Origin of the sequence: Parabacteroides sp. MSK.9.14, assembly GCF_019041495.1 — a bacterium.
Taxonomy (GTDB): Bacteria; Bacteroidota; Bacteroidia; order Bacteroidales; family Tannerellaceae; genus Parabacteroides; species Parabacteroides merdae.
On record NZ_JAHPXO010000005.1, the window covers coordinates 15,440 to 40,299 of the forward strand.

At 44.0% G+C, this 24,860-nt stretch carries 19 protein-coding genes; 4 read left to right on the plus strand and 15 right to left on the minus strand.

Translation table 11 applies throughout. The features are described 5' to 3' along the window. Positions 1-78: 78 nt before the first annotated feature. A complete protein-coding gene (gene folB, locus KTG12_RS04045; protein ID WP_005648063.1) occupies positions 79-441 on the minus strand; it encodes a dihydroneopterin aldolase in 363 nt (120 codons plus the stop codon). A gap of 92 nt (positions 442-533) precedes the next feature. Between folB and KTG12_RS04050 the strand changes: the two genes are divergently transcribed. Then, positions 534-890, plus strand: a complete 357-nt coding sequence (locus tag KTG12_RS04050; protein ID WP_005648064.1) for a polymer-forming cytoskeletal protein — start codon at positions 534-536, stop codon at positions 888-890. Between the two features lie 94 nt (positions 891-984). On the opposite strand, the gene KTG12_RS04055 is transcribed toward KTG12_RS04050, so the two are convergent. From KTG12_RS04055 to rpsF, 9 genes are all read right to left on the minus strand, one after another. Then, the gene (locus KTG12_RS04055; protein ID WP_138272536.1) at positions 985-2,238 is read right to left on the minus strand and encodes a DUF6383 domain-containing protein; all 1,254 of its coding nucleotides are present in this window, start codon (positions 2,236-2,238) and stop codon (positions 985-987) included. A gap of 304 nt (positions 2,239-2,542) precedes the next feature. Next, the gene (locus KTG12_RS04060; RefSeq protein WP_005637072.1) at positions 2,543-5,227 is read right to left on the minus strand and encodes a 4-alpha-glucanotransferase; all 2,685 of its coding nucleotides are present in this window, start codon (positions 5,225-5,227) and stop codon (positions 2,543-2,545) included. Between the two features lie 105 nt (positions 5,228-5,332). Then, a complete protein-coding gene (locus KTG12_RS04065; RefSeq protein WP_036724401.1) occupies positions 5,333-7,876 on the minus strand; it encodes an adenosylcobalamin-dependent ribonucleoside-diphosphate reductase in 2,544 nt (847 codons plus the stop codon). A gap of 253 nt (positions 7,877-8,129) precedes the next feature. After that, the gene (gene dnaA, locus KTG12_RS04070; RefSeq protein ID WP_005637083.1) at positions 8,130-9,518 is read right to left on the minus strand and encodes a chromosomal replication initiator protein DnaA; all 1,389 of its coding nucleotides are present in this window, start codon (positions 9,516-9,518) and stop codon (positions 8,130-8,132) included. A gap of 380 nt (positions 9,519-9,898) precedes the next feature. After that, on the minus strand, positions 9,899-10,783 hold the full coding sequence (locus KTG12_RS04075; protein WP_022322900.1) for an MlaD family protein: 885 nt from the start codon (positions 10,781-10,783) through the stop codon (positions 9,899-9,901). Between the two features lie 37 nt (positions 10,784-10,820). Next, entirely contained in the window at positions 10,821-12,026 is a 1,206-nt protein-coding gene (locus KTG12_RS04080; protein WP_173022985.1) for an N-acetylmuramoyl-L-alanine amidase, read from the minus strand. A 127-nt stretch (positions 12,027-12,153) separates the two neighbouring features. Then, positions 12,154-12,597, minus strand: a complete 444-nt coding sequence (gene rplI, locus KTG12_RS04085; protein ID WP_005637097.1) for a 50S ribosomal protein L9 — start codon at positions 12,595-12,597, stop codon at positions 12,154-12,156. A 20-nt stretch (positions 12,598-12,617) separates the two neighbouring features. Next, on the minus strand, positions 12,618-12,887 hold the full coding sequence (gene rpsR / locus KTG12_RS04090; protein WP_005637107.1) for a 30S ribosomal protein S18: 270 nt from the start codon (positions 12,885-12,887) through the stop codon (positions 12,618-12,620). A 2-nt stretch (positions 12,888-12,889) separates the two neighbouring features. Then, the gene (gene rpsF / locus KTG12_RS04095) at positions 12,890-13,243 is read right to left on the minus strand and encodes a 30S ribosomal protein S6 (protein ID WP_005637109.1); all 354 of its coding nucleotides are present in this window, start codon (positions 13,241-13,243) and stop codon (positions 12,890-12,892) included. Between the two features lie 1,050 nt (positions 13,244-14,293). On the opposite strand from rpsF, the gene KTG12_RS04100 reads away from it, so the two are divergent. Beyond that, the gene (locus KTG12_RS04100) at positions 14,294-15,295 is read left to right on the plus strand and encodes an alpha/beta hydrolase (RefSeq protein WP_119215304.1); all 1,002 of its coding nucleotides are present in this window, start codon (positions 14,294-14,296) and stop codon (positions 15,293-15,295) included. Between the two features lie 112 nt (positions 15,296-15,407). Then, on the plus strand, positions 15,408-16,889 hold the full coding sequence (locus KTG12_RS04105; protein ID WP_119215284.1) for a capsule assembly Wzi family protein: 1,482 nt from the start codon (positions 15,408-15,410) through the stop codon (positions 16,887-16,889). A gap of 1 nt (position 16,890) precedes the next feature. Here KTG12_RS04105 and KTG12_RS04110 read toward each other — a convergent pair whose 3' ends face one another. Continuing rightward, the gene (locus KTG12_RS04110; protein ID WP_119215283.1) at positions 16,891-17,628 is read right to left on the minus strand and encodes a 1-acyl-sn-glycerol-3-phosphate acyltransferase; all 738 of its coding nucleotides are present in this window, start codon (positions 17,626-17,628) and stop codon (positions 16,891-16,893) included. A gap of 137 nt (positions 17,629-17,765) precedes the next feature. On the opposite strand from KTG12_RS04110, the gene KTG12_RS04115 reads away from it, so the two are divergent. Beyond that, positions 17,766-17,936: a hypothetical protein gene (locus tag KTG12_RS04115; RefSeq protein WP_005637127.1), complete on the plus strand. Its 171-nt coding sequence runs from the start codon at positions 17,766-17,768 to the stop codon at positions 17,934-17,936. A 67-nt stretch (positions 17,937-18,003) separates the two neighbouring features. Here the strand turns inward: KTG12_RS04115 and KTG12_RS04120 are convergent, their stop codons facing one another. From KTG12_RS04120 to rpoC, 4 genes are all read right to left on the minus strand, one after another. After that, entirely contained in the window at positions 18,004-18,312 is a 309-nt protein-coding gene (locus KTG12_RS04120) for a DUF3467 domain-containing protein (RefSeq protein ID WP_005637128.1), read from the minus strand. A gap of 338 nt (positions 18,313-18,650) precedes the next feature. Continuing rightward, positions 18,651-19,532 (minus strand): AraC family transcriptional regulator, encoded by an 882-nt coding sequence (locus KTG12_RS04125; protein WP_005637129.1) that lies wholly within the window; start codon positions 19,530-19,532, stop codon positions 18,651-18,653. A 5-nt stretch (positions 19,533-19,537) separates the two neighbouring features. Beyond that, entirely contained in the window at positions 19,538-20,401 is an 864-nt protein-coding gene (locus tag KTG12_RS04130) for an endonuclease/exonuclease/phosphatase family protein (protein WP_005637130.1), read from the minus strand. A 127-nt stretch (positions 20,402-20,528) separates the two neighbouring features. Beyond that, entirely contained in the window at positions 20,529-24,815 is a 4,287-nt protein-coding gene (gene rpoC, locus KTG12_RS04135) for a DNA-directed RNA polymerase subunit beta' (protein ID WP_005637131.1), read from the minus strand. Positions 24,816-24,860 lie beyond the last annotated feature (45 nt).

Sequence of the window (24,860 nt, forward strand, 5' to 3'; positions counted from 1 at the left end):
GCCCCTCCCGCCAAATAACGGACCAGCTAAATTATAAAAATCTTTTGCCGAAGGACTAAGCCCGGCAAAAGATTGATTTCAGGAGAAAGTTTCACCAAGGATGATCGATGCGCTATGGACATCACCTCCGAAGGGCGGATTCAGCTTAGAGAGTTTCAACTCGACTGCTGCCAGCTGGGGGAAACGCTCCTTCAGAGCATACAAAATCCGTCCTGCCACATGTTCTATCAGCTTGGAAGGGATATCCATCTGCTCTTTTACAACCGCATAGACGGCCGCATAGTTGATCGTATCGTCCAATTCGTCACTCTTCACAGCCTGCTCCAATGGAGCCGTAAGAATCAGATCCACAACGAAATCGTTCCCCACCTTCGTCTCCTGCGGCATTACGCCGTGGTAGGCATAGAATCTCATTTTCTCCAGTTCTATCTTTGTTGTCATAATTCGTTATTTTATCTGTAAATGTAAATAAAGTAAACCTTTCTGCCAAAAAATAGTCTTATATTTGCGATAAGCAACTAACTACATATATGATGGGAATAAAGCAAAAAGAAGAAAACACGAATGGCGGCCTGCATAATACCCTTGCCGCCGGTACGACCGTTAAAGGCGACATCGTGACGGAAACAGACTTCCGCCTGGATGGAAAAATCGAAGGAGATGTAAGTTGTAGCGGCAAGATCGTGATCGGCCCGAAAGGGAACGTCACGGGAAACATCGTTTCCACAAATGCCGAAATATTAGGGGAAGTGGAAGGTTCCATACACGTCAGTGCCAAACTTGTCCTGAAAGCGACCGCCGTCATCAAAGGCGATATATTCGCCCAAACGCTGGAGATCGAACCGAACGCCCGCTTCAACGGGGTTTGCAAGATGTCAGGGGAAAAATAACGACAAAATCCTTTTTCATAATAAAGTCACAGAACCGGAGGAGCGTTTTCTCCTTCAATTCTGTGACTTCTTGTTTTATATCTGACAGTCGTCCTTACCGTAACAAGACTTTCACGCATGTCCCGTCTTCCAAGACGACAATATAGACGCCTTCAGCCAAACCGGTCATTTCGCTATAGCCATCCGATAGAGAAACGGTGCGAACCGTCTGCCCGGCAATATTGACTACTCGCACTTTCATCGGTTCGGATGTCGTGATACAGATACGTCCATCGATCGCCTGTATGTGGCTTTCTCCCTTCGCGATGATTTCCGTAGCCGTCGGATCATCATCGAGAGGAACTTCCACGACAGAACTGCTGTCGAATGTCGGAACAGACAACCTATCGCCTGTAAGGTTCGCCTTGCCGTCCCAGGGGAAATCCTCACCGTTATTCGGATCGGTGAAGAGCTTTTCATTGATGGTGGTCACGAAATCGGAAGCCGAAAGTGCCTTGGCAAGCGTGCCGGAGCCAGCACCTTCCAGATAATAGCAGTCAATGATGGAGGGCAGTTCTTCCTCACCTGAGCGGAGGGTGCTTTCGCTGCAATCATCACCCGAAATCGCGCCACCGGTCACCTTGCCCATATTGTAACAGTTATAGACGCTCGCATCGCTGCCTATGTATCCGGTAATGCCACCTGCCATACCTGCCGGATCGATGACCGTCCCGGCATTGTAGCTGTTCGAAACGCTGCTGATCTTGCGCATACCGCCGGTCAATCCGCCAATGCTTCCCTCTGCCGTCCCGCTGACAGTGGCAGTGCTGAAGCAGTTCTCAATACGTCCGTAGCTGAGCATCCCGCTGATGGCACCGGTGTATTCCTGCCCATCATCAGCTTTGGAAGTGACCGTGCCGCCGACTATGCCGAGGTTCTTCACCACACCCCAAGCGACATAGCCGAACAGCCCGTACGACTGCCGCCCGTCGATCGGCTGGACGTTCAGTCCCTTGATGACATGTCCCTGCCCGTCGAAGTAGCCTCCGAAACGGACTTCATCAGGCTCCTCGCCGTTGTTATACTCACCGATCGGCGTCCAAGATTCGCCACCGAGATCGATGTCGGCCGTCAGTTTGGCATTAAGCCGGACAACCGTATCGTCGTCCATGTTGATTTGACCGTCACCGTTGGTGTCCACTTGTTCATGCTCGGAAGCATTCACCTGATCCCGGAACCATTTCAGATGTTCCGCACTCTCTATTAAATAATACCCATTCTCGTCCTGCGAGGGTTGAGTTTGCCCGAAGGCTGAAAAAGTCGGTGCCACAAATAGGGCAAGACAATAAAAGTAAAGTTTGTTCATCATATATTATAAAGTTTAAATTAGTAATCTTCAGTTCGTACCCATTGTATATTTCTTATAATAAGGAATGGATAGCCGGCGCCACAAAAAAGCCGGCTATCCCCTTCATATGAAGGGGATAGCCGGCGCCACAAAAAAGCCGGCTATCCCCTTCATATGAAGGGAGCCACGGATACTTTTTCGTTTAAACCTACTGTTATAACTTACAATGAAGCAAATATATAAAAAAATAACGGAGGAACACTCTATTTACTTATTTTCTGAAAAAATAGCGTGCTCCTCCGCGACTGTAGAACCGACTGGCTGTTTATTTTCTCCCCGAATTCCTAATCAGTTCCGTAATCTTGTTATTCAGGCAGTCTGCCTCGATCAGTTTCTCCAACGTGATGTGCATCCTGTATCGCCAATAATGGTTTGAATCGGACGGGACGTTGATGCGTTCCGCTTCGTAATCTTTCCGCTTGATGGAGTCATCCATTGCAAACCAGTCCTGTATGGGGATTATGGCCAGCATCGAAGCCGTCGCCAGGTGGTTGGAAACGATCTGCGTCGCCAAATCTGCCGTACATTCCTCTGGCGCATCCCCGGCATATCCCAGAACATTATTATAATAACGCTGTATCTTAGCACGGTCCTCTTTCCACCAGCTACGGAGCGGTGTCATATCGTGGGTGGATGTCGTACAAACCGAATGATAAGGCAGGTTGTACAAGTCCGAAAATTCACGTTGCGGAGTCTTGGGCATACGTTCTATTTCCAGACTGAATATCTGCAATTTGTTCATCACATCGGGGACGGATTCCGGGATCATTCCTAAGTCTTCGCCACAAACCAACATGTTCGTACTGCCTACCAGCGGAGTCAGGCGGTTAAAGGCTTGAGCTTTCCAGAACTCATTATGGCGGTGATAGAAAAAGTTCCAATATAACTGGTCAAAAGCATATTGGTCAGAAGCGCTCAACTCGCGATACAAGTAGGACTGGCTAGCCGAAATACGCGGGTGGAATTTATCCGGCTCACGCGGATCGCGCAGGAACAGCACTTCATTGGCTATGGCAAACAGTCCTTTCTTAATCCGAAGGGATGCCTCATCCGTCTTTCCGGCAAACAGAGCTTCCACCTTGCGTTGCGTATCGCAGAAAGGTTTCAACACGAAATGCCGCGATGATGACTGGGCCAGGAACGCACCGATCACTTCTTCCGTCTGATCGCCAAACAATTCGGGCAGGAACTCGCGGTTGATATGAGGGGTAGTCAGGCGCGCTTCATTGAAATCCAAGCCATACTGTTCGATTTCGTTCGGGGTAAGCGGCAAAGCAGGGTTGAAATGCCCGCAAAGTCCCTGAACATACTCCGACGGTACTTCCCAGATACGGAAAAAGCCTAAGATATGATCGATACGGAAACTATCGAAATAATCTTCCAATTTACGGAAACGTTTCTTCCACCAGGAGAAATTATCTTTCTCCATCATATCCCAATTATAGGTCGGGAACCCCCAGTTCTGACCATTTACGGAGAAATCGTCGGGCGGAGCACCGGCCTGACCGTTCATATTAAAGTATTTCGGTTCCATCCATGCCTCGACACTCGTACGGTTCACTCCTATAGGCAAATCGCCTTTCAGCACGATCCCGTTCTTGCGGGCATAATCGGAAACGCCCTTAAACTGGGTATGCAGGACATATTGCAGGAAATACAAGAAAGATATTTCCGGATATGCCTTGCCTCCCACGGAACAAAGTTCACGAATAGTGTTCTTATCGAATACGGAGTTCTCTTTCCATTGCGTGAAGTCGGAAGTCCGGTACATGTCACGCAAGTAGCAATAGGCGGCATAAGGCATCAGCCAGGACTCGTTTTGCGCGAAAAACTCCCGATATTCAGAGGTGGACAAGATCGCCTCGCCCTCCTGCCTGAAGTATTCCCGGCAATATTCCAGCTTATATCGAACCGTCTGTTCGTAATCGACGGCATCCAGTCCGTTCAACTCTGCCTGTTTCCGGGCAAAAAAGGCCGCCTTTTCCGGATCTGCCAGCTCTCCCAGATCGGGCAGGCTGATGTACATCGGATGAAGGGCGTAAATCGAAATGGCGCTATAAGGATACGAATCGGTACGGGTATGCGTCGTCGTCGTGTCGTTCATAGGAAGCACCTGGATGATACGTTGACACGTTTTCCTGGCCCAATCCACCAACATACGCAAATCCCCCAGGTCACCGACTCCGAAGCTCTTCTCCGAACGTAAGGAAAAGACCGGGATCACCGAACCGGCACACCGCCATAAAGGCAGGTTATCACGAAAATAAAGGCCCGAAACGATCACCGTCTCTCCCACCTGTTGCGAAGGCAGATTCAAGACACGGTTCTCATCTTCTTCCCAATATAAAGGCTGCTGCTGATCATCGCAGATCAGAAACTTATATTCCAACGGATAGGAAATCTCCCCCGCATCCAAGTCTATATGCCAGACGGGAAAGGTGTCGCAACTCAATATTAACGCTTTATCAGGATGCCAATTGCCCAAACAGTCCTGATTTCCGGTGATAGCCACGCGCTGGTTCTTTTCGACACGCGGAACAGAGATCTTGATCGTAAGTCTCTTACCGCTCTTCACCACCCGCTCATGCGTATTACACGGATGTGCAAACAAACTTTTAGTAAATGCTGAGGAATAAAAGGCCAGATTAGCAGGACGAACCTGCCAATAATCATATAGTGTATATTGGTCTGCCTGGCCGATAAAGAATACCTGATGGTTCTTTTCCCATTCCTCGAATATCTGCTTGTCGTTTACACTCAGGAAATATCTGTATTCTATATCCTTGACAGGAGAGGTCACTTCCAGTTCAAGCTGCCAGTTTCCATCTCCCTTATAACTCATTTCTTTTGCCAAAGCAGGTTCCCAGGAACCCAGCTCAGGAATCGACCCTACAACACATAACTTCTGCCCCCAAACGGTATGGAAGTTGATATTAAAGGTGACTTTCATGGTACTTTTATATTTATGATTTATGATTCATGGGATATTATTCACGATTTATGATTTATCATTTAGCGTCAATGATAAATCATAAATCATAAACCATAAATCTTTTCATCCGCATCTCGAAGCACCGCAATTGGTACAGATCAGACAACCTTCCTGGTAGACAAGTGTCTCATGTCCGCAATTCGGGCATTTCTGGCCTTTTGCCTCCGTACCGTTCGGCAGGTATTTCTTCAAAGCGCGTTCCACACCGTTCTTCCAAGTGTTGATAGATTCGTTATTCAGTTCCATACCTTGAACCAGCTTGATCACCTGGTCGATCGGCATACCGTAGCGCAAGACACCGGAGATCAGCTTGGCATAGTTCCAGAATTCCGGATTGAACTTGCCGTCCAGACCTTCGATCGTCATCTTGTAACCACGCTTATTCTTGAACTGGAAGTCGTAATGCTTCTGGCCGTCCTCGTCATAGCTCTTGATAATGCTACCCTTCGAAACGTTCTTCGGCAACATGATACCTTCATCGTCATCGGCAAGACCGGTAAAGATTTCGTACGGGCGACCATTCAGCAGACCGACAAATGCAATCCACTTCTCACGGTTGTTCTGGAATTTCACCACGTCGGCTTCCAGTTCGCGCGGACGGGTAGCCACGATAACCGGCGGCTCCATACAGTTGCAATCTTCTTTTTTCTTCTTCTTGTTATCCGTAGACAACAATACACCTGAGCGGGAACCGTCACGGTAAACCGTACAGCCCTTACAACCGCACTTCCAGGCTTCCACATACAGGGAGTTCACAAGGTCTTCCGTCACATCGGCCGGCAGGTTGATTGTTACGCTGATGGAGTGGTCCACCCATTTCTGAATACGTCCCTGCATACGGACTTTCTGCAACCAGTCGACATCGTTTGACGTCGCTTTATAGTAAGGAGACTTGGCAACCAGTTCTTCTACTTCTTCTTGTGTATATTTTTTGGAAGCAGAGAAGCCGTTGGCCAACATCCAAGTTACAAATTTATGATGGAATACGATATATTCTTCGAATGCGTCACCTGTTTCGTCGACAAAGTCAACACGAGCTTCCGCATCGTTCGGGTTCACCTTGCGGCGACGGCGATAAACGGGCAGGAACACCGGTTCGATACCCGAAGTAGTCTGCGTCATCAAGCTGGTCGTTCCCGTCGGTGCTATCGTCAGACAGGCGATATTACGGCGACCGTATTTCACCATGTCGTCATACAGCTCCGGATCGGCTTCACGCAGACGGTTGATAAACGGATTCTTTTCTTCGCGCTTTGCATCATAGATATCGAATGCACCACGTTCTTTGGCCATTTCCACAGAAGAACGATAGGCAGCCAAAGCCAACATCTTCTGTACCTTCTCGGCAAACTCTGTCGCTTCTTCCGTGCCGTAGCGCAATCCCAAGGCGGCAATCATATCGCCTTCGGCTGTGATGCCCACACCTGTACGACGTCCCTGCAATGTTTTCTTCTGTATCTTCTCCCACAGGTGGCGTTCGCTCTGTTTTACTTCCAATGATTCGGGATCGGCATCGATCTTCTCCAGAATCTTTTCAATCTTTTCTGATTCCAAGTCGATGATATCATCCATGATACGTTGCGCCAGGATAACATGCTTCCGGAACAGGTCAAAATCGAAATAAGCCTCTTTTGTGAATGGATTGACAACATATGAATATAAGTTGATTGCCAACAGACGGCAGCTATCATACGGGCACAAGGGGATCTCACCGCAAGGGTTGGTCGAAACCGTACGGAATCCGAGATCCGCATACGAATCGGGAACAGACTCTCTCAAGATCGTATCCCAGAAAAGCACACCGGGTTCAGCCGACTTCCATGCATTATGAATGATTTTCTTCCAAAGTTCGGCCGCATTGATTTCCTTCACATTGGTAGGTTCCGACGAGTCGATCGGATATTGTTGTTTATAAGGAGTTCCGTTGATTACGGCCTGCATAAATTCATCATCGATCTTCACAGAAACGTTAGCCCCCGTCACCTTCCCTTCCGTCATCTTGGCATCGATAAACGATTCCGAATCCGGATGTTTGATGGAAACACTAAGCATCAAGGCACCACGACGGCCGTCCTGGGCCACTTCGCGGGTTGAATTTGAGTAACGTTCCATAAAAGGAACCAATCCGGTCGATGTCAACGCCGAGTTCTTAACAGGAGATCCTTTCGGACGAATATGTGATAAATCGTGACCAACACCGCCACGACGTTTCATCAACTGCACTTGTTCCTCATCAATTCGAATAATCGCACCATATGAATCGGCATCTCCATCCAATCCGATTACAAAACAGTTAGAGAGTGAGGCAATTTGAAAATCATTGCCAATTCCCGTCATCGGGCTTCCTTGCGGCACGATGTAACGGAAATGATCAAACAGGGCAAAGAGTTCCTCTTCCGACAGAGGGTTAGGATACTTCTTTTCTACACGGGCAATTTCACTTGCCAAGCGGTGATGCATGTCTACGGGAGACTCCTCATAGATATTTCCGAATGCATCCTTCAAGGCATACTTATTTACCCATACTTTTGCGGCCAATTCGTCACCGGTAAAGTAGTCCAGTGAAGCTTTAAACGCTTCATCGAAGGTGTAAGTTTTACGATTCACGATTGTTTTAAGTTTAATGATGTGCAAGTTTAAGCATTGTTTATGGATTAGCCAAATTATTCAATAAAGAAAATATACATTGTCGACAAGTTCTCCCTTCCATAGACCAACCATGCTATTTATCAATAGTTTACCTTTTCTTTCAATTCAAAAAGTTTTCCAAAAAGAGAACCGACACTACAATAAGATTTTCTCAAAATAGAAAAAGGACGCAACCCGGAAGCGCATCCTTTCATATAAATATATCATCAAATCAAGCCTTGAGCAAAGCCTCGATCTCTTCTACCGAAGAACGGAAAGATTTATTCGTTTCGATCTGGTCCCTTACCGTCTTACAGGCATGCAAGACGGTTGCATGGTCACGCTTCCCGACGATCTTCCCGATATGAGAAAAAGAACTATCGGTATACTTCTTCGCCAGGTACATCGTAACCTGACGTGCCTGCACGATTTCCCGCTTGCGTGAGTTGGTCTGGATAGCGGCTAGTTCCAGATTATAGTATTTACAGACTACATCCTGAATCGATTCCACAGACACCTGCTTCTTTTCCAGTTTTACGACGCGGCTCACCACCTGTTTGGTCAAGGGCAGGTCGATCATCCGGTTGAACGCCGTAGAATAAGCCAGCAAGGACGCAACGATACCTTCCACATCACGTACATTCTCCGTCACGTTGCTTGCAATAAAATTGAACACGTCATCCGGAATCACCACACCGTCATGGCTGATCTTATTCTTCAGGATTTTCTTGCGCAAATCCAAATCCGGGCGATCCAGCTCTGCCGTCAGCCCCCATTTCAAACGGGTAATCAAACGTTCCTCCATTCCCTGCAAATCGACGGGAGCTTTATCGGAAGTAAGGATCAACTGTTTGCCCAGCAGATGCAAGTGATTGAATATATGGAAAAATGTATTCTGTGTCTTATCTTTACCGATCAGTTCCTGGATATCGTCCAAAATCAACACATCCACGCCTTGATAAAAATACATGAAATCATTTGTCGTATTTTTCCGGATGGCTTCCGTGTATTGTACGGTAAAAAGGTGGGCTGATATATACAGCACCTTCTTTTCCGGATGGATCTCCTGAATGCGGTTACCGATCGCATGGCATAAGTGGGTCTTTCCCACACCGGACGCCCCGAATACAAACATCGGGTTAAAGGTCTTCCCCGGTTCCTGTGCGATAGCCTCGCTCGAAGAACGGACCAGACGATTGCTTGTCCCTTCAAAATAATTGTCGAAGTTGTATTTAGGGTTCAAATGAGAATCCCAATCCTGACGAGCTTTAGACTCGAATAGAGAAGGGATATCCGCACTTTTCTTACCGGTACGGGGAGCGTCATTACCGGTAGGTAAAGTAATCATGCCATCTTCCTTTACCTTATCAACGACTTTGATACGATAGTTCAATATCGTACCCTGTCCTATCACACGATATAAAGTAACTTTCAATACGTTCACATACTTCTCTTCCAGATACTCGTAAAAGAACTGGCTGGGTACTTGAATCGTAAATTTATTATCCTCGTATGATAATGGTATGATAGGCTTGAACCATGTGTTAAAAGCGGCCTCAGGGACAATGTCCTTAATGACTGCGAGGCATTTATTCCACAAAGTTTGATATTCAGTCTGCATGATTTTTTACTCTCCCAACTCTACTTACAACTTCAATTTTTATTTTTACGACTACAAAGTTTAGAAATTAATTCCGAAAAAAAAAGTATCATTTTGTTTGGAACTTTTGATTGTTCAATATCCCGTTTATTGTCAGGCAGTTAATTCCAACAATCTGAATATCTTCATTTTAAAATATCAGAATCACAAAAAACCTTTGTTTAAGAGCATTCTTTAGCTCCTTGCCATCTCTGGCAACCGACTTCAAAAAAGGCCTTTCGATCCAGTTATACTTCTCAATCTAAAGGCCTTAGAGAAGTCAAACTTCTGTATTTTATATTTTTTCGTTTAATTGGAATAATTCTAAATAAACAGATTTGTACAACAAATCTTATGCAATCTTAAAATACAGAAAAATGTACATATCTTTTGGGGTTCTGCCTCAAATCGAGCAAAAGCTTGGAGGCATTGTCTGCCGTACTGTTCAGGTTATCGTAAAGAGCACGGTCGTTCAACAGGAGTCCCATACTATTATCCTTTGAGTTCAGCTTACGCGTCATCTGTTCCACGTTATCCAATGTTGCATTCACCGCATTCACGGTCGTTGCCAGATCCAGTTTTTTCAAATCCGTGCTGACATCGGCAAAGTTTCCGGTGATGACCTTCAGATCGCTCATAATGCCCGGCACATCCTTGCTCAGCATCTGGTTGAGCTGGCGGGAAGAAACAGCCAGACTATTAGTCGTTGTCTCTATATTATTCAAAGACTGGGCCAATGCCGGATGATTTACCAGCGTTTGCAAACCGCCCAGAATCGAATCGATCTTCGGCAAGAGCAGTTCCACCTGCGGGAGAATCTTTTCCTGCACGGATTGCATCATATCCGACTCCATCCGCCCCTCGATCGTATCACCGGGCTTCAGATAGTCGTCCACATACTTGTTCAGATGGATATGCAATTCACCGCCACCGAGGAAGCTGTTCACAATCGTGATATAACTGCCTTTATTAATTTTCATGTGGTCTTCCAGGCTGATATCGATCGAAATCTTATCGACGGCATCATAGTCATAAACTATCTCACGCACCAGACCGACTTTAAAACCTTCTACAAATACAGGACTCGAAACCGTCACTCCCTTTACATTCGTACAAGCCACCACATAATGATTTGTCGGTTTAAACAGATTGATCCCTTTCAAATAATTAATTCCTAAATATAGCAATGCCAGACTGACTATAAACACAAGTCCGATCTTTGCTTCTTTGGTGAATACATTTTTCATTTCTTCTCTGTATATATAAATATAAATTCTGTTACTATCAATATTTCACTTTCTTTCCATCTTTAAAGGCGACTATAAAAGCGTCCTTAAAATCTTTCGCTACCCGCCGGCGCAACTTGCGGATAGAATCGAAACTTGTCGTCTCGCCGTATGTATACTTGTAAATGCCTTTCTCAATAAAGTAATCGACATTCTTATATCCTTTAAACAATTTAGAACCGGAAGAAAGTTTTTTATCTGAGGTAAGTATTTGTATTTTATAAATCGTTTGCCCCTTTTTAACCCGACCCGCTTGCTTCGCGGAGACTGCCGACTTGGACACGCGACTCTGGTTGGACTCCTCCATCTTGTTCTTTTGGCGAATATACTCTTCGCTTCCAGGAGGCGCAGAAATCGGTTGATTATCATCAATATTATCTACAACTTCCAATATAGGAGCAGCACTTGCATTTCCCGCCAACGCACCGCGCTTGCGGTCATACTCCCACTTATATTTTGTAAAAGCATTATAAATGGCGGTTGCCAGTTTGTTTTGCCCTTCCTTCGTTCTCATGAAGCGTTCTTCCGCAGGATTCGAGATATACCCTAATTCCACAAGAATACTCGGCATGCTCGTCTTACGCAGCACAAGGAAACCCGCCTGCCGCACTCCCCTGTTATTACGCTTGGCCGAAGCAAAACATTTCTGCACCTCCGAAGCCAGGCTAATGCTCTGCTCCATATGCTTATTCTGCATAAATTCGAAAATAATATACGATTCGGAAGAAGTCGGATCGAAACCTTCATACTTCTGCAGATAATTATCTTCCAAAAGGATTGCTGAGTTTTCGCGCATAGCGACTTCCAGATTCTCATCCGTACGGGCCAAACCTAATGTATAAGTCTCCGTTCCCGATACGGAACTGCCTCTCTTCACCGCATTCGTATGAATGGAGATAAACAGGTCCGCCTTATTCCGGTTGGCGATATTCGCTCTCTCGTCCAATTCGATGAAGACATCCGTTTTGCGTGTATAAATGACTTTCACATCATCATGCTTTTCCGATATCAGGCTACCGAGCCTAAGAGCTACCGCCAGATTAATAGCCTTTTCATTGATGGACGAACCACGCGCACCAGGGTCTTTCCCCCCATGCCCGGCATCGATCACCACCGTAAACGTCTTTTCCTTTGCCTGCGACACAGGTAAAACAAAAAACAAGGCTATCACCAAATTGATATATAGAAAAGTTCTTTTTACCACTTTAAAAATTTCTTGCAAATTCGGGACAAATGTAATGTTTTTTGATGAGTTAAACTGGGCTGATCTGAAATAAAAAAAGGGCAATTCGCAAGGAATCGCCCTTTCCATTTATAGATCCGGTATAGGATTATTCAGAAACTACTTCAAAAGGAACTTCTACCGATACTTCTTTGTGAAGTTTCAAGGTAGCTTTGTAATTGCCAACTTCCTTAACAGATTCCTTGATATAGATAATCTTACGGTCTACCTCGAAACCGGCTTTTGCCAATGCATCAGCCACTTGGATATTCGTTACAGAACCGAAGATCGTACCTGTAGAGCTTGTCTTAGCACCGATTGTCAGGGCAACGCCTTCCAACTTAGCAGCCAAAGCCTGAGCATCCTCTTTGATCTTAGCCAACTTGTGAGCACGTTGTTTCAAGTTTTCAGCCAATACTTTCTTTGCAGACTCAGATGCGATAACTGCTTTACCCGTGGGGATTAGAAAGTTACGTCCGTAACCGTCTTTAACCGTTACGATATCGTCCTTGTAACCTAAGTTGATTACGTCTTCTTTCAAAATAACTTGCATATTCTGTCTCCTCTCTTTTATTATTTCATTAAATCGGTTACGTAAGGAAGCAACGCCAAATGACGAGCTCTTTTAACAGCCTGAGCGACACGACGCTGGAATTTCAAAGAAGTACCAGTGATACGACGCGGAAGAATCTTACCCTGTTCGTTCAGGAATTTCTTCAAGAATTCAGGATCTTTGTAATCGATATACTTGATGCCATTCTTTTTAAAACGGCAATATTTTTTCTTTTTAACGTCTACTGAAGGCGGAGTCAAATATCTGATTTCTGATTGAGTTGCTGCCATGATTAATTCTCCTTTACTGTTTCTTTAGATGATTTCAAACTTCTTCTCTTTGCTGCATATTCTGCTGCATATTTGTCCTGGCGGAAAGTCAGGAAGCGAATCACACGTTCGTCACGACGGAAGTTAATTTCCAGTGTAGCGATTGTTTCCGGATTTGCCTTGAATTCAACCAACTGGTAGAAGCCTGTTGTTTTCTTGTCGATAGGATAAGCTAATTTGCGCAAACCCCAATTTTCTTCGTTCACGATTTCAGCACCCTGTTCTTTCAGGAGGTTCGTGAATTTTTCTACCGCTTCCTTCATCTGAGCGTCAGACAAAACGGGAGTCAAAATGAAAACGGTTTCGTAATTGTTCATAAAACGCTGTTTTGTATTGTTATTACTAAATATTTTTTGCGGTGCAAAGGTAGGAACTTTTTTTTATTCTGCAAACAAAAACTTTTATCTTTTCAGAGCAACCTCAATTATGTTTATCCTAGTAAGCTCAGTAGCAAATCAGAATAGAAAACTCTGCCGAAGCCATGAATTAACGTTTTATCCGGCAGAGGAAATGATTAAATTGCCTACTATAAGATTATTATTGAATATAATTTAAACAGGCTCTAAACCAAACAGTTCACCTCTAATAAAAAAGGTGCAGTCAATGGCTCAATATAAACAACTCATTACAAGTAGCTTACAGAGGTTTTCCGTTCATTGTGGTTCAATCCTACATCTTAAAATAAATATATTAATATATATATAGGCTCATATCCTTGTACCCCTTTAAACCGGCATAGACACGACAGGTATGAGAAGAATCCCTTCTTTCGCATCCGGAAGTCCGGTCTTTTACCTCCCGAACTTCTTGGTTTGACACGCCAAAGTCCCTTGTTTCGTACACAGAAGTCCCTTATTTCAAGGCTCACCCGGATATTGCACGATCGTCCTCACCTGTAGGGGGAGTCTACATCTTCTTCCCTTTCCTTCAATCGTTTCCCCGTGGCTCTGTCTTTAGCTCCGGGTTTACCCCTACCCATTGGGACAACCGTTTCCCTGCCGATACCGACATCAAATCAGAACTGTAAAGGACCGCCAATTCCTCCCCCCGTAACTCCTGACTTCGAATTCATTCATCATCGTAATCCCCATCGTTTTATCGTCCCGTAAAGATAAGCAATAATTAGTGATATTCAAAATATAATGGCATCTATATTCTACCTTTTCCTACCTGTTACCGCACCGATCTTCGCCGATATTCCCCAAACCGTATTCCTGCCTGTTGCGAGGCCCTACCTTCGTGTTGTCATTGATAATGAAAACAGGTAGAGCGACCAATACGAATTCATAAAAATCGATATCTTTGCAATCGGTTATCTGCAACAAACATCAGGACGAATGCGTTATAATAAAGAAATTAAAAACGATATGACACGAAAACTATATTTTACAATCTTATCACAGCTCTTCATATCTACAATTTACGCTCAATACGTCCCGGACATACTGGGCGATAATTATCTGCGCCGGACCATTCAGATGCCGGATGACTACGAGGGGAAAGTCGTCTGCACGCTTGTCAAGAAGCCACAGTTACCGGAGGCCAAACAGGCAATCTTGTATATACATGGCTACAATGACTATTTTTTTCAGAAACAATTGGGTGACAGCGTGAATGCCCACGGTTATAACTTTTATGCTATGGACCTCCGCAAGTACGGACGCTCGATACTGCCGAACCAGAATCCTTTCTTCTGCAAAAGCTTGAAAGAGTATTTTGCAGACCTCGATACTGCCCTTGCCATTATTAAGGAAGAGGGGAATGACAAAATATTGCTGATGGCACATTCTACCGGTGGATTGATTACCCCGTATTATCTGGACAGCAAAAAAGGTAAACTTCCTGTCGACGGATTGATATTGAACAGCCCCTTTCTGGACTGGAATTTCGGATGGATGATGGAAAAAATCGTGATCCCTGTAGTTTCCTGTATAGGGAAACTATTTCCTAACCTGACCGTACAAGGATACGGGGATGCTTCGTATGCTCATAGTCTGCTCAAACAATTCAAAGGGGAATGGGTATATAATACGGACTGGAAGATGATTAACGGCCATCCGAAAAAAGCCGGATGGATAAACGCCATACAAGAAGCGCAGAAAACAGTGCAGAAAGGGATCGGCCTGGACTGTCCGGTACTGGTGATGTCGTCAAACAAGTCGTTCCCGGAAACAAAAGAATGGAATAACGAATATCTGTCTTCCGACATCGTGCTGGACATACACGATATTCAAAAATACGGACAGAAATTAGGCAATTATGTTACACGTGACACGATACAGAACGGGATTCATGACTTGATACTCTCTGAAAAAGACTCGCGCGACCATGTATATCGCACAGTGTTCGACTGGTTGCCAGGAAAATAAACATTGATTATTCTGATATTTGTATTTTCAGAATGCTTATACTTCTTTTCGAAATGAGATATCCGCCGGTAAGTTTTAATCCTTACCTTTGTCCGGTTAAAATAAATATGGAATGAAAGCCTTACAGACAATCATTGCAGTTGCCACTCTTCTCCATGCTGCAAATACTTTTGCACAGACGGAAGAAGCAGAAGATGCAACCTCATATAAAGCCGAAGTTTTCGGATCGGCCAGCAGCGGATCGACAACTCCGTTCTGGATGGTGAGCAATCGGTACGGGGTAGTTCCCCTAGACGCCAATAACGGCTATCTCAACGCTGGAGTTTTTCATCAACAACATTTTGGAAAGGGATTTCGCTGGAGTGCAGGGCTGGACATTGTAGCTGTCGTACCCCGTTACCGTAATGTGTATATCCAACAGATATATGCCGAGTTAGGATATAAAAGTATGCTTCTGAGTGTGGGGAGCAAAGAAAACCGGCATTCGCTTTGGGATCATTCCCTTAGTTCCGGTGACATGGTTCTCTCCTCCAACGCACGCCCGATTCCGGAAATAAAACTGAGTATGCCGGAATTCACCGTCGTTCCGCTCACAAAGGGTTGGATGCAGGTGAAAGGAGATTTTGCGGTAGGCAAGTCTTTCGATACCAAATATCTGGAAGATTTCTCCAATGGAAAACAAACCTATATAAAGAACGTCCTTTGGCATCATAAATCTTTTTACGTCCGCATCAAGGACACGCAAAACAAATTCCCGCTTTCCGGTATTATCGGCGTGCAACACTGGGCGCAATGGGGTGGAACATCCAGCAATCCGAGAATAGGTGTACAACCTCACTCCCTGAAAGATTTTATCCGGGTAGTTTGTGGTAGCGAAGGCGGAGACAATGCAACTCTGTCGGACCAGGTCAACGTGCTTGGCAATCATTTCGGTTCGTACGATTTCAAACTGGAATATACGATGCCGAACTGGAAACTGGCAGCTTATCATCAGCATTATTTCGAAGATAAATCCGGAATGATATTCGTGAACGGGACAGACGGACTTTGGGGAGCACAGTTGGATTTGCCACGCCTTCCCTGGCTAAAAAAGGTTGTAACGGAATATTTGGTCACCCGCAATCAGAGCGGACCGTTCCATTTTATCATCTTCGATCATGACAAATATCAAGGTCCGGGTGGTGGCGGAGATGATTATTACAATAATATAGAATACATAACCGGTTCTTCCTATTTCGGACAAGGTATAGGATCACCGCTTCTGACTTCCCCCCAATACAATACGAACGGGGATATAGATTTCAAGAATACACGTGTACGTGCCTGGCATTTGGCATTTGAAGGAGACCTGTCGCCAATGGTTTCCTATCGCCTCAGATACACACTCATGAATAGCTGGGGAAAACCTTACGCCCCGTTTCTGAATAACAAAAGAAGCAATTCCGGACAGGTGGAAGTCAAATATCGCCATCCACGCCTGCAAGGTTGGGAATTCACAGGAGCTGTGGCCGCAGATGCAGGTTCACTCTATGGGGATAACGTCGGGTTCAGTCTGAGTGTCTGCAAACGCGGCATTTTAAAATCCTGGAAATAGATTATTTATATTGCTCCCATAAGGCTGACGCAATGATGTCTTGTGTTTTGTCAGCCATCTGCTGCAATCCTTTATGGGAAGCATCCATCCCTTCGGTCGGGATAGGCGGATGAATGACCATTTCCATCTTGTGACGGTGAATATTCAACGAACCGATCGGCAATACGTCAAAAGGTCCGTTCAAGGTGATCGGGACAATCTGTAAATGCTGGTCGGCTGCCATCTGGTAAGCTCCTTTCTTAAAACGGATCATCTTTCCGTTATAAGTACGTGAACCTTCCGGGAATACCACCACCGACGTTCCGTTCTTCAGGCTACGTTCCGCCTCCAACACGCTACGGGCGGCAGCTTTCGGTGTCGAATTATCGACAAAAATAAAACCTGCAGCCCGGCAAGCAGCTCCCACAAACGGGATTTTGGCAATACCGGCTTTCATCACCCACTTGATCGGTACACCCAAAAAACCATATATAAGGAATATGTCGAAAGCGCCTTGATGGTTGGCAACAAATACGTACGATTTCTTCCGGTCTATATTTTCCCGTCCTTTCACCTTCACCGGGCAAAGGGCCAAATGGCAAGTCAGCCATGACCAAATCATTCCCGGATAATAAGCAAATATTCTTTCCCCGCCTAATAGGCAACCAACAATAACCGTAAGGGCTGTCAGTATGGTCAATGCCACAAAAACAGGAACCACAAACAGCCATAAATAGAGCATATAAAGTATCCGTAGCATATATAACTGTATTATTTCACAAATATAAAAGCTAAATTCAATGGTTTCATCATTTTTGTCCCAAAATATTTTTGCAATCGGGTTATTATTGCTTTATTTGCGGTAGAAAAAAAATAATATATAAAATATCTATCACCATGAACGAATTATTGAAAAATCTGGGGGTAATCGTACTCCTTATCGGTGTTATCATTTTGGCTGTACCGGCAATTAACGGAGGATTGTCAAATACTATTCTTCTTACCGGTTTAGGAGTCATTATTCTGGGTTATATCGGTCATATCGTTATAAACAAGAGACTCGGATAATCACACACTTACAAATAAAAAAGTCCGCTCCTTAGGAACGGACTTTTTTATTTTCTGTCCAGGATAATCAGGCTTCCCCTTTCACACCTCCGATGGGAGGAACAAAATCTTCAAATTTGGCAGTCTTACCATTTGCTTGTTCTTCAAACTTTGCCAGATTATCTTGCAAAGCAAACAACAGTCGTTTTGCATTGTCCGGAGTCAGGATGACACGACTTTTCACCTGTGCCTTCGGAGCACCCGGCACAACGCGGATAAAATCCAATATGAACTCGGATGAAGAATGTGATATAATTGCCAGATTTGCATACGTTCCCTGAGCCATCTCTTCTGACAGCTCTACTTGAATCTCATTTGTCGGTTTGTTATTTTCCATATTCTTATTATTTGATTATAAATATTCCAAGACAAATATACATATTAAAATCGGAATAGTATCAAATAAAAAGGGCTACCTTCACAGGCAGCCCTTTTTCAGTTGTGTTTTTAATTCTCAATTCTTTAGACCAATGTAAAAAAAATACCTTATTGTGTTTAATATTCTATAATCTCGACGCTTAAACTAAGGCAATTCGTCTTAGTAATTTCATTGTTTATTCAACGTTACAAAGATATGCCTCATACAATTAACCACCAAATACTATTTTATCATTATATGATACTATTCCGTCACAGATAATTCATTTATTTTGCAAATTAGTTTAAAATCATGTTTTAAATCCTAAAACGAGTACGTGCATATTTTTCACGATATTCGGTAGGAGTATTACCTTTTCGTCGCTTAAAAGCCCGATTGAAATTCGATAAGTTATTAAAACCAGATTTATAGCATATTTCTGCTATTGTATCACTTGTGTCAATCAGTCGGCAAACCGCTTCAGCTATACGAATGTCATTCAAATTGTCGATAAAAGTTTTTCCCGTCCACTTTTTCAGAAACCGAGTAAGCGACGCTTCGCTCATATTTATTAACGAAGCAAGTTCGGACAATAAAACCGGACGCTGATAATTTTCATGCAAAAACAACATGATCGTATCCAGACGATCATTATCTATATTGCTAAAGTTTTCTACAGTATTGATAGCATTTAACTTGCGTGCCTTTTCATCTAACGACAAAGTCTTGAGTATTTCTATCAAACGTAATAAATTGTGAAACGAATCCGGTTTATCACTCGATAGCTTTTTAAGTTCGGGTTGAATACGCAAAATCATTTCACGGCTAAAGACAAGACCGCACGAGGCTTTCTCAAACATATCTTTTATAGTCTTGAAATGACGCTTGTTGATAAAACTATCAAAAAGAGAGGCATGGAACTGAATTGTTATTTCCAAAATATCCGTACTCAGACATTTGTGATTTGAATAAGCATGCTTGGCTCCACCTGCAACCAATAACAGATCAAGCTCTTCCATCTCCTCCACCGAATCACCAACGATTCGAATCGCGCCAGCAGCATTCTCCAAATAGTTCAGTTCAAATTCCGGATGCACATGAAGCGGATAGGAAAAACTACGCTTAGGTCGCTGCATCACCAGAAAACAATCTTCCGGTGAAAGCGGCGTAATTTCTCTTAATACATCTACGGAACCCATAACATTTACTGAACAATTATTCTCGATATAACAGGACAATGGTCTGAAGGATATAAGTTATCCAGACTTTCAGCCAAAACACCATGACGAAGTACTTTGACATTACCTTTTACAAAGATATAATCAATCCATACACGTTCGTCCAAAGGAACACGCCCATAATCGTGGAAAGTCCACTCAGGTCCGTAGCACAAAGGAGCCAATGTACGGGCATGTGTCAAATGTCGCGGATCTTTTTCGTCTGTTAAAACTTTAATCGGATCATCAGTCGGAACAGCATTAAAGTCACCAGTAACAATCACCGGTAGATTTCTGGAAAGCAACTTCACCTGCTTTAAGACTAAAGAAGCCCCTTCATGACGAGCAACCTGTCCCATGTGATCCAAATGAGTGTTCAGAAAGAAAAACTCTTTTCCGGATTTCTTATCTTTGAATATCGCCCAAGTCGCAACACGCTCACAAGCGGCATCCCAGCCTTTTTTGCCCACGGCATTCATATCTTCCGCCAGCCAGAAATTGCCACTTTTGACAACAGAGAAACGATCCTTTCTGTAAAGGATAGGAGAATATTCACCTTTTGTCTTACCATCTTCACGCCCCACCCCGACATAACCATAGTCCGGCAAACGGTCCAATAAATCCGTCAACTGATTATGCAAGACTTCTTGCGCACCAAACATATCGACATCATAAAACTTGATCACATTGGCAGCCAGGTCTTTCCTATACTCCCACCAGTTAGCCCCGTCAGACTTTGTACTCATGCGAATATTAAAAGACATCACATTCATTTCATTATCAAGATGTTCAGCAAAAACAATATTCGTCGAGATCAAAAGGGTGAACAAATAAAATAGTACTTTCTTCATATATGATTTATTTTAATTATCAAGATAATACACAAATATAAGGACTCTGATTTTATTAAACAAATAACAGAAAATAAAAAAGGGCTACCGAATATCGGTAACCCTTCTCTTTTATTTATTCCGCATTTTACTCATCGTCTCTGTCCATAGTATTGAAATCTACGACATTCTTACGATTTGCAAAGATACGTTCGAACTCATCTTTAGCACCGACAACCAATTTGTCGAAATCACGCTGGCCTGTACCGGCAGGAATCAAATGACCGCAGATAACGTTTTCTTTCAAACCTTCCAGACGATCCACTTTTCCATTGATAGCAGCTTCATTCAGCACTTTAGTTGTTTCCTGGAAAGATGCGGCAGACATAAAGCTGTTTGTCTGCAAAGCGGCACGAGTAATACCCTGAAGAATCTGGTTAGCCGTAGCAGGAACTGCATCACGGACTTCAACCAATTTCAAGTCACGACGTTTCAGCATACTATTCTCATCTCTCAACTTACGGACAGTCACGATCTGACCTGCCTGCAATGTCTGAGAATCTCCCGGATCCGTCACAACCTTCTTGCCCCAGATACGATCGTTTTCATCCATTACCTCCAGCTTATCAACCACCTGCTGTTCCAAGAAGCGAGTATCTCCCGGATCGATGATTTCAACCTTACGCATCATCTGACGAACAATTACCTCGAAATGCTTATCGTTAATTTTTACACCCTGCAGACGGTATACGTCCTGGATTTCATTTACGATATATTCCTGAACAGCCGTCGGTCCCATGATTGCCAGGATATCAGACGGAGTAGTCGCACCATCAGACAGAGGCATACCAGCACGAATGTAGTCATTTTCCTGAACAAGCAGTTGCTTGGACAGAGGCACCATATATTTCTTTACTTCACCCAATTTGGATGTAACAGTAATTTCACGGTTACCACGCTTGATCTTGCCGAAACCAACTTCACCATCGATTTCAGAAACGACAGCCGGGTTAGACGGGTTACGAGCCTCAAACAATTCCGTTACACGAGGCAAACCACCAGTAATATCACCGGCTTTACTTACTGCACGCGGAATCTTGACCAAGACTTCACCCGCCTTAACCATATCGCCCTCGTCTTTTACAACGTGTGCACCCAACGGTAATGAATAATTCTTCAGATAGTTTCCGTTTTCATCCACGATGTGTGCAGCCGGAGCTTTTGTCTTATCTTTAGATTCGATAATGATCTTTTCCTTCAAGCCGGTCGTTTCGTCACTTTCAACATTGTAAGTAACATTTTCAACCAAACTTTCGAATTCGATCTTACCGGAAACTTCCGATACGATAACGGCGTTGAACGGGTCCCATTCGATAATAACATCCCCCTTCTTGATTGTATCTCCATTCTTGAAGAACAATTTGGAACCATAAGGAATATTGTGAGCCAGTAATACGATCTTCGTTGTCGGATCGACAATACGGAGTTCAGCCAAACGGCTGACAACAACCTGGAATTTCTTACCGTTTTCTTCGCTATCCACAGCACGAAGTTCTTCGATTTCCAGAACACCGTCATATTTAGAAGTGATACTGTTTTCTGTTGCCACGTTAGATGCGATACCACCGACGTGGAATGTACGCAGTGTCAGCTGAGTACCCGGTTCACCGATTGACTGTGCTGCGATAACACCCACAACCTCACCTTTCTGAACCATCTGGTTCGTAGCCAGATTACGGCCATAACATTTCGCACAAACACCTTTCTTGGATTCACAAGTCAATACAGAGCGGATTTCAACACTTTCGATCGGAGAATCTTCGATCTTTTTAGCCGCATCTTCACGAATTTCTTCACCGGCCCGAACGATTACTTCTCCTGTCAACGGATGAATAACATCATGAACGGAAACACGCCCCAAGATACGTTCACCCAGACTAGCGATCACTTCATCATTGTTCTTCAATTCCGTACAAACCAAACCACGCAACGTACCACAATCTTCTTCATTAATGATCACATCATGCGATACGTCAACCAGACGACGAGTCAAATAACCAGCATCAGCAGTCTTCAAAGCTGTATCGGCCAAACCTTTACGAGCACCGTGAGTAGAGATAAAATACTCCAACACGGACAGACCTTCTTTAAAGTTAGAAAGGATCGGGTTTTCAATAATCTGACCACCTTCTGCACCACTTTTCTGCGGTTTTGCCATCAAACCACGCATGCCGGACAACTGACGAATCTGTTCTTTAGAACCACGGGCTCCAGAATCCATCATCATATAGATAGAGTTGAAACCATCATTATCAGCAGTCAACTGCTTCATCAATGTATCGGACAACTTGCTGTTAACATGTGTCCAAGTATCAATAATCTGGTTATAACGTTCGTTGTTGGTAATGAACCCCATGTTATAGTTGTTCATAATCTGTTCAACTTCGTCATAACCTTCTTTCACCAACGCCTCTTTTTCAGGTGGGATCAGAACGTCAGCCAAGTTGAAGGACAAACCACCTTTGAAAGCCATATAATAACCCAGATTCTTGATATCATCCAAGAACTGAGCCGTACGGGCAACACCACAAGCCTTGATCACCTTACCGATGATATCACGGAGAGCTTTTTTACCCAATACTTCATTAATATAACCGACTTCTTCCGGAACAAATTCATTGACCATCAAACGCCCGACAGAAGTTTCGACCATTTTCTTAACCGGATTACCTTCCTTATCTATGTCGTTCACATATACTTTGATCGGAGCATGGATATCCACTTTCTTTTCATTATATGCGATCGTTGCTTCTTCCGGCCCATAGAAAACAAGACCTTCACCTTGTGTTCCCTTGCGCATTTTGGTTATGTAGTACAAACCTAACACCATATCCTGGGAAGGAACAGTAATAGGTGCACCGTTAGCCGGATTCAGAATGTTATGAGAAGCAAGCATCAACATCTGTGCTTCCAATACGGCCTCGTTTCCTAAAGGCAAGTGAACAGCCATCTGGTCACCGTCGAAGTCGGCGTTGAATGCCGTACATGCCAACGGGTGCAACTGAATAGCTTTACCTTCGATCAACTTTGGCTGGAATGCCTGAATACCCAAACGGTGCAGTGTCGGTGCACGGTTCAGCAATACCGGATGTCCTTTCATTACGTATTCCAAAATATCCCAAACCACCGGCTCCTTACGGTCGACGATCTTCTTAGCAGACTTAACCGTTTTTACGATACCGCGTTCAATCAATTTACGGATCACGAAAGGCTTATAAAGTTCGGCTGCCATATTCTTTGGCAGACCACATTCATGCATCTTCAATTCAGGACCTACAACGATAACCGAACGGGCCGAATAGTCAACACGTTTACCCAACAGGTTCTGACGGAAACGACCTTGTTTACCTTTCAAACTGTCGGAGAGAGACTTCAACGGACGGTTAGCATCTGTCTTAACAGCACTCGATTTACGAGAGTTATCAAACAAAGAATCCACAGCTTCCTGAAGCATACGTTTTTCATTACGTAAAATAACTTCGGGAGCTTTAATATCGATTAATCGTTTCAGACGGTTATTACGGATAATAACACGACGATACAAATCATTCAAATCGGAAGTAGCGAAACGGCCACCATCCAACGGAACCAACGGACGCAGTTCTGGAGGGATAACAGGTACAACCTTCACGATCATCCATTCCGGTTTGTTACGCCCTCTGGATGCACGGAAGGACTCAACAACCTGTAAACGTTTCAATGCTTCGTTCTTACGCTGTTGCGAACCGTCTGTGCTTGCACGATGGCGCAATTCGTAAGACAAAGAATCTAAGTCCAGACGAGCCAACAAATCATAGATGGCTTCAGCACCGATCTTTGCGATGAACTTATTCGGATCCGTATCTTCCAACATCTGGTTTTCCTTTGGCAGGTTATCCAGAATCTGCAAATATTCTTCTTCCGAAAGCAAGTCCAATTCAGCAATAGTGTCTACACAACCCGGCTGAATCACGACATAACGTTCGTAATAGATAATAGAATCCAGTTTCTTGGTCGGCAAGCCTAACAAGTAACCGATTTTATTGGGCAGGGAACGAAAATACCAGATATGAGCAACAGGTACAACCAAATGAATGTGTCCCATACGTTCACGACGTACTTTTTTCTCTGTAACTTCTACCCCGCAACGATCGCAGACAATACCTTTATAACGAATACGCTTGTATTTACCGCAATGGCATTCATAGTCCTTGATAGGACCGAAAATACGCTCACAGAAAAGACCGTCACGCTCAGGTTTGTACGTACGATAATTAATCGTTTCCGGTTTTAAAACTTCACCACTAGAGTTCTCAAGAATCTCTTCAGGGGAAGCCAGACCGATGGTTATTTTTGAAAAGTTACTCTTTATTTTGTTTTCTTTTCTAAAGGCCATATTTTTTATTTATAAAGAGTTATCAATGAGTAAGTAGATGAGCCG

What these genes read in the sequence shown, in the direction of transcription:
- folB (WP_005648063.1), bottom strand. Translation starts at nt 441, where the DNA reads ATGACAACAAAGATAGAACTGGAGAAAATGAGATTCTATGCCTACCAC.
- KTG12_RS04050 (WP_005648064.1), top strand. Translation starts at nt 534, where the DNA reads ATGGGAATAAAGCAAAAAGAAGAAAACACGAATGGCGGCCTGCATAAT.
- KTG12_RS04055 (WP_138272536.1), bottom strand. Translation starts at nt 2,238, where the DNA reads ATGATGAACAAACTTTACTTTTATTGTCTTGCCCTATTTGTGGCACCG.
- KTG12_RS04060 (WP_005637072.1), bottom strand. Translation starts at nt 5,227, where the DNA reads ATGAAAGTCACCTTTAATATCAACTTCCATACCGTTTGGGGGCAGAAG.
- dnaA (WP_005637083.1), bottom strand. Translation starts at nt 9,518, where the DNA reads ATGCAGACTGAATATCAAACTTTGTGGAATAAATGCCTCGCAGTCATT.
- KTG12_RS04075 (WP_022322900.1), bottom strand. Translation starts at nt 10,783, where the DNA reads ATGAAAAATGTATTCACCAAAGAAGCAAAGATCGGACTTGTGTTTATA.
- rplI (WP_005637097.1), bottom strand. Translation starts at nt 12,597, where the DNA reads ATGCAAGTTATTTTGAAAGAAGACGTAATCAACTTAGGTTACAAGGAC.
- rpsR (WP_005637107.1), bottom strand. Translation starts at nt 12,887, where the DNA reads ATGGCAGCAACTCAATCAGAAATCAGATATTTGACTCCGCCTTCAGTA.
- rpsF (WP_005637109.1), bottom strand. Translation starts at nt 13,243, where the DNA reads ATGAACAATTACGAAACCGTTTTCATTTTGACTCCCGTTTTGTCTGAC.
- KTG12_RS04100 (WP_119215304.1), top strand. Translation starts at nt 14,294, where the DNA reads ATGACACGAAAACTATATTTTACAATCTTATCACAGCTCTTCATATCT.
- KTG12_RS04105 (WP_119215284.1), top strand. Translation starts at nt 15,408, where the DNA reads ATGAAAGCCTTACAGACAATCATTGCAGTTGCCACTCTTCTCCATGCT.
- KTG12_RS04110 (WP_119215283.1), bottom strand. Translation starts at nt 17,628, where the DNA reads ATGCTACGGATACTTTATATGCTCTATTTATGGCTGTTTGTGGTTCCT.
- KTG12_RS04115 (WP_005637127.1), top strand. Translation starts at nt 17,766, where the DNA reads ATGAACGAATTATTGAAAAATCTGGGGGTAATCGTACTCCTTATCGGT.
- KTG12_RS04120 (WP_005637128.1), bottom strand. Translation starts at nt 18,312, where the DNA reads ATGGAAAATAACAAACCGACAAATGAGATTCAAGTAGAGCTGTCAGAA.
- KTG12_RS04125 (WP_005637129.1), bottom strand. Translation starts at nt 19,532, where the DNA reads ATGGGTTCCGTAGATGTATTAAGAGAAATTACGCCGCTTTCACCGGAA.
- KTG12_RS04130 (WP_005637130.1), bottom strand. Translation starts at nt 20,401, where the DNA reads ATGAAGAAAGTACTATTTTATTTGTTCACCCTTTTGATCTCGACGAAT.
- rpoC (WP_005637131.1), bottom strand. Translation starts at nt 24,815, where the DNA reads ATGGCCTTTAGAAAAGAAAACAAAATAAAGAGTAACTTTTCAAAAATA.